7 protein-coding genes are annotated in these 4,965 nt (G+C 63.5%); 3 read left to right on the forward strand and 4 right to left on the reverse strand.

Going from position 1 to position 4,965, the window contains the following annotated elements:
• Nucleotides 1-94: 94 nt before the first annotated feature.
• Together K8I04_07065 and K8I04_07070 are read right to left on the reverse strand one after the other, a co-directional pair.
• The gene (locus K8I04_07065; protein MBZ0071470.1) at nt 95-1,111 is read right to left on the reverse strand and encodes a 2Fe-2S iron-sulfur cluster binding domain-containing protein; all 1,017 of its coding nucleotides are present in this window, start codon (nt 1,109-1,111) and stop codon (nt 95-97) included.
• Between the two features lie 46 nt (nt 1,112-1,157).
• Complete coding sequence (locus tag K8I04_07070; protein MBZ0071471.1) at nt 1,158-1,499, reverse strand: hypothetical protein; 342 nt, start codon at nt 1,497-1,499, stop codon at nt 1,158-1,160.
• A 491-nt stretch (nt 1,500-1,990) separates the two neighbouring features.
• On the opposite strand from K8I04_07070, the gene K8I04_07075 reads away from it, so the two are divergent.
• Both K8I04_07075 and K8I04_07080 read left to right on the forward strand, forming a co-directional pair.
• Nucleotides 1,991-2,230 carry a hypothetical protein gene (locus tag K8I04_07075; protein MBZ0071472.1) on the forward strand — a complete coding sequence of 80 codons (240 nt, stop codon included), beginning with the start codon at nt 1,991-1,993 and terminating at the stop codon, nt 2,228-2,230.
• Nucleotides 2,231-2,245: 15 nt separating this feature from the next.
• On the forward strand, nt 2,246-2,701 hold the full coding sequence (locus tag K8I04_07080; protein MBZ0071473.1) for a hypothetical protein: 456 nt from the start codon (nt 2,246-2,248) through the stop codon (nt 2,699-2,701).
• 6 nt (nt 2,702-2,707) lie between these two features.
• Here K8I04_07080 and K8I04_07085 read toward each other — a convergent pair whose 3' ends face one another.
• Together K8I04_07085 and K8I04_07090 are read right to left on the reverse strand one after the other, a co-directional pair.
• Entirely contained in the window at nt 2,708-3,094 is a 387-nt protein-coding gene (locus K8I04_07085; protein ID MBZ0071474.1) for a hypothetical protein, read from the reverse strand.
• 381 nt (nt 3,095-3,475) lie between these two features.
• Nucleotides 3,476-4,294 carry a hypothetical protein gene (locus tag K8I04_07090; protein ID MBZ0071475.1) on the reverse strand — a complete coding sequence of 273 codons (819 nt, stop codon included), beginning with the start codon at nt 4,292-4,294 and terminating at the stop codon, nt 3,476-3,478.
• A gap of 384 nt (nt 4,295-4,678) precedes the next feature.
• Here K8I04_07090 and K8I04_07095 point away from each other — a divergent pair.
• Nucleotides 4,679-4,965 (forward strand): Uma2 family endonuclease (locus K8I04_07095; GenBank protein ID MBZ0071476.1); only part of this gene is annotated, 287 nt, incomplete at its 3' end.

The raw sequence follows: 4,965 nt of genomic DNA on the forward strand, positions 1-4,965 counted from the left end.
CTGATGCTGGGCCTGCGACTGGAAAGCGCCGGCCTGGCCGGCGCGTAGGTCGACCGCGGCGCGCCCGGCACCCCCGGCACCCCCCCGGTACCCTTCAGGCCCCCTGCACCTGATCGAGGAATAACCGTCCTGGCGGCTGGCCGCCCGCACGCAGGGCCGCCGCCAGCCCGGTATACAGGACATCCGGCCCGTTGGCGTAGACATCGCAATCACCGAGATCCGGGTGGTCGGCCAGCACCCGGGCGATGGCCCGCTCCACGGCCAGGCCCACCCGCGCCGCCCGGTCGCCGGGATCATCGCTGCCGCCGATCGGGACGAACACAAAGTCGTCCAGGGCATCCTGCCAGGCGCGACACTGATTCTCCAGGTAGTGCCCGTGGGTCCCGCCCGTGATCCAGTAGAGCCACATCGGCTGGCGCATCTCCAGCGAGATGGCGTGCTCGATGAGGCTCTTGATGGGCGCAAAACCGGTCTCGAAGGCGATGAAGATCAGCGGTCGCTCCGACTCCTCGTCCAGCACGAACTCACCGAACGGCCCCTCGATATCGACCGTATCGTGCACCTTCATGTGCGCGAAGACGTGCTCGGCAAACGGATCGCCCGGCCGGCGGGACACATGGAACTGCAGGATCAGCCCATTGCACGGGCAGCTGGCGACGGACCTCTCGGACAGGGCGATGTCGGGGATGTTCAGACGCACGTGCTGGCCGGCGAGAAACCACAGTGTGTGGCTGCGGGGCGTGCGCAGATCCAGCTCCATCACGTCCTCCGACAGCCGCAGGAGCTTGTTCACCCGGGTGCTCAGGGTCTGCACCGGCACATCCGCCGGGGCGCGCGCCTCGACCGCCTCGATCACCAGGTCGGAGGCGGCCGTCGCACGGCACAGCAGAAACTGACCGTCCGCGCGCTCCTGCTCGCTGAAGACGTAGTCATGATGCTGTACGGCGCCGAGTTCCCCGGACACCAGGCGCGCGCGGCAGTCACCACAGCTGCCGCTGCTGCAGCTGTAGCGGATCGCCATCCCGGCGCGCAGGGCGGCATCGAGCAGGTTCTCGCCTGACTCGACCGGAAATTCGTGCCCACTGGGCTGCACCTCCACCTTGACCGTCATGATAACTCCCCGGATAGAGGGCACCGGCCGCAGGGCCGGCACCCCGTCACAGCAGGCGATAGGGCTCTTCGTCGCCCAGGTTCAGCAGCTGGCGCACGATCTCCAGCCCGGCGGTAGCGAACGCGTCCGCGTCCTGGTAACCGGCATCCTCGGCGACCACCTGCGCCCCATCGCGCATCACCACCCGCAGCTGCCAGGCCGGGGGAGCCCCCTGCTCACAGGTGACATAGATGCCCGGCTCATCGTCGCCTTCGCGCACGACGGCCAGGATATAGCGGTAGTTCACCGCGTCACCGCTCTCGATCTCGCCGAGCATCACCAGCGTGAATTCACCAAAGTTGTAGCGACGCTGCGGGATGGCGCGTTTGATATCGGGTTTGTTCAGCATTGTTTCGCTCCTCGCTGGCTCACGGCCCGATCAATGGGGTCAGACTCGAATGGCATTTCCTTAAACCCTTCTCGGCCACGGAAGCACACAGAACAACGCGGGAAAAATTTACGCTGTAAACCCAGGATTATCACCCACGGTTTGGCTTCCGGACTTTGTGCAGTGAGTCTTTTTCCGTGTCATTCCGTGTGCTTCCGTGGCCACTTTCCGAGACATCGGCTTATGTAAACGCCATTCGGGTCAGACTCTATTGATCCACGGGCTTTATACACTGAGCCTTTTTCCATGTCATTCCGTGTGCTTCCGTGGCCGGAAATGGTTTGAACAGGGACCGCACAACCATACCCCAATCCGGCACCGGCAGACCTTTTCCAGCCTGATGACCGGGGATTCTGGACTTGGACGCACGGGTACCGCGATAATCAACACCCATCGACACCCGACACGACGCCCGCCCCCGCGCCGCACCGATTCTGCAAAGGATGAAGCACATGCCCTATTTCATCTACAAGATCACACCAGGCCCGACCGAACTGGCCAAGAACCTGGAGCGCCTGACCGAGTTCGACAAGTTCATCGACGCCAAGAATCATGCGCGTGCCCTGCGCGCCGAACTGGGCACCGACACCGACCTCACCATCAAGGTCATGTTCGCCGCCACCGCGCTCGAGGCCGAAGAAAAACTCCTGGAATACCGCGAGCCCCAGATCGTGCGCGAGTGGGAAAAATAGTATCTGCGCTGCACCATGGAAGAAGACGAATACCGCTCGACCTACCATGCCGTGAACACGCGCCGCTGCGTGCTGGAAAAGGCGCTGCATTCCCGCAAGGTGACCTGCAGCTGCGCCCAGCGCATCCTGCTCGCCGACCGTGAGGCAGTCGGCTGCACCTCCGACACCGCCCAGCGGCGCTGCCAGACACTGCTGGCCGGCCTGCGGGAGAACGCACGCTTCGTCCTGCACCTGACCCATATCGGCGGGCCGCTGCCGCACAACAAGGAACTCCGGGTGCAGGTCGGCGGCATGCTGGGACTGCAGGCGCTGCTGTACCCCGAACGCGCCGCCAGTGACACTGCCGACGATGTCTTCGCCCTGCTGAACGCCGCGCAGACGCACTTCGGCGACCTCGAACGGCTGCCCTACCAGGACATCGTCAAGCATGTCCGTCATTTCCAGCCACGCACCCGCCAATCCAGGCGCTGAGCGCGCTCACGCCGCCAACGCGGCCTGCACATTGGCGGCCAGTGCCGTCACATCGATGGGATAGGTCATCACCCGGAACAGTGGAAAGCGCGCCTGCAGGCGCGCCAGCTGATGGGCGTATTCCTCTTCATAGAACACGATCGTCCGCGTCGCCGGTAGCCGCTGCAGGACCGACATCAGGGACTCCAGACTGCTGGTGCGGTCGCGGAAGTCCGACTGAAAATTGAACTCGGCCACCACGATGTCCGGCTGCCGCTGTCGGACCACCGCCAGCGCCTTGCGCATGGACGTCTCGAGGATCACCTGGCAGCCCAGCCGGGTATAGACCGGGGCGAAATTCGGATAGCCACCGAGTTCGACGATGGACAGCAGCAGGGGTGGGTCGTTGGTCATGATGCGCTCCAGGTCAATGGGGCCAAGCCCTGATGGCACGGGAAATGGCCACGGAAACACACGGAACAACGCGGAAGGAATTCAAAAAGAGTTAGGAACCTCTGATCAATTCCTCGTATCGTCATTGCGAGCGAAGCGAAGCAATCTCCTTCTACGGCAGATCAACAGCTTGGAGATTATTCGCTGCGCTCACCCCTGCGGGGCCGCCCTGCGGGCTTCATTATGGGTACCTCACCCTTCGGGTCTAGGCATCCTCGCAATGCCGGATTAATCAGCGGTTCCTTTACGATGTGAACTCAGGATCATCACCCACGGTTTGGTTTCCGGGTGTTATGCAGTGAGCTTTTTCCGTGTTGTTCCGTGGGTTCCGTGGCCATCTTTTCAAGGCATCGGCCTGGCCCCATCGATCCAGTTGATCTCCAGGGCAGTTTCGGGGCCGACGAGGACCTTGTCCAGTGTCATGGGCAGGGCCGACTCGTGCGCGGAGAGCGGGATGCGGCCGCCCATGATCTCGGCGCGCGTCTGCGGATAGCGGGGCTGCTGCGCGCGATCGGCGAACCCCTGCGGATAGCGCGGCTGGCCGTTGCCCGGGTCGTATTTATCGCTGGCACCAACGGTGTGCAACAGCTCGTGGGCGATCACCACATTGTTCTGCCCCGCCAGGTTGCGTGCAGCGAAGGCATTCACCACGCCGATCAGACCCTTCTGCAGACCGAGGGAGTGGGCCACGCGATCGGTGCGCGCGGGGTCGAAATACTGAACGAACATGCGGATATTGCTGGGCGGACCGCCGTAGGTGCGCGCGACGCGCCAGGCCCAGTAGCGCAGCTGGAGGCTCCAGGCCATGATCGCCAGACGCTGGCCGCTGGCGGGGGGCACGGGGGGATGCTCACGCACCTCGGGCGCCAGGCGCAGCTGCGCCGGCTCCCGCAGCGCGAGGCCGTAACGCGCCGCCTCGCGGCCCAGAAACGCCGCCACGGGCGCGAAGCTGTCGTTGGACAGGGTCGCGATGTAGCGGTCGGTGGCCTCACTGCCGTCCCCGTTGATGGGATAGACACTGACCCATAACGGCGCGTCCCAGTCCGTGCTGCGCAGGCGTGTGAGCCAGGCATCGCCGGCCACGGCCAGCAGCACCAACAGCAGCATGGCGATACGGATAGTGCGGAATGAACCGGTCTTCTGTCGCGGCCTGCGGGCCATCGGGCGTCTTCCTCTGTGGCGCTGCACCGCTGATTCAACGGCAACATGGGGAGAAAGCTTTGGTCGCGTGAGGCGTGAGGCGTGAGGCGTAAAAACCTTTATGGCCACGGAAGCACACGGAAAAACACGGAAGGGTTTGATGTGCAACCCCCAAGCAGAAGATCAATAGACTCACGGCCCATCAACAGAGTCTGATCCCATCGATCTTTTTCTCCTCACGCCTCACGCCTCACGTGTGCTTCCGTGGCCAAAATCGGTTTTCAGTCCACGATCGCACGATCAATGGAGTCTGACCTCCATTGCCCCGTTCGCAATTGATTCAGACACCTGATCCAGGCTAGGCTCGGGTTGCGCAAGGAGCGCGTACCGACCCGGGAGACGCACATGCCCACACCCGTTCCGCCTGTCCCGCAGCGCCACGCCTACAGTGTGGATGATTACTACCGTATGGTGGATGTTGGCATCCTGCGTCCGGAGAACCGGGTCGAATTGATCGAGGGAGAGATCATCGACATGGTTCCGATAGGAAGCCGGCATGCGGCCGCCGTAAACCGGATCGCTCAGGCCCTCACGCTGACACTAGGCAAGCGTGTGGTGGTGTCCATCCAGGCCCCCGTGCGCCTGAATCGATATTCCGAACCCCAGCCGGACATCGCCCTGCTGCGACCACG

It is taken from the genome of Gammaproteobacteria bacterium, from assembly GCA_019911805.1.
GTDB lineage: Bacteria > Pseudomonadota > Gammaproteobacteria > Thiohalobacterales > Thiohalobacteraceae > JAHJQQ01.

Excerpts from the sequence above, each read along its gene's own strand:
- K8I04_07090 (MBZ0071475.1), bottom strand. The coding sequence starts at position 4,294 with ATGGCCCGCAGGCCGCGACAGAAGACCGGTTCATTCCGCACTATCCGT.
- K8I04_07080 (MBZ0071473.1), top strand. The coding sequence starts at position 2,246 with ATGGAAGAAGACGAATACCGCTCGACCTACCATGCCGTGAACACGCGC.
- K8I04_07070 (MBZ0071471.1), bottom strand. The coding sequence starts at position 1,499 with ATGCTGAACAAACCCGATATCAAACGCGCCATCCCGCAGCGTCGCTAC.
- K8I04_07085 (MBZ0071474.1), bottom strand. The coding sequence starts at position 3,094 with ATGACCAACGACCCACCCCTGCTGCTGTCCATCGTCGAACTCGGTGGC.
- K8I04_07065 (MBZ0071470.1), bottom strand. The coding sequence starts at position 1,111 with ATGACGGTCAAGGTGGAGGTGCAGCCCAGTGGGCACGAATTTCCGGTC.
- K8I04_07075 (MBZ0071472.1), top strand. The coding sequence starts at position 1,991 with ATGCCCTATTTCATCTACAAGATCACACCAGGCCCGACCGAACTGGCC.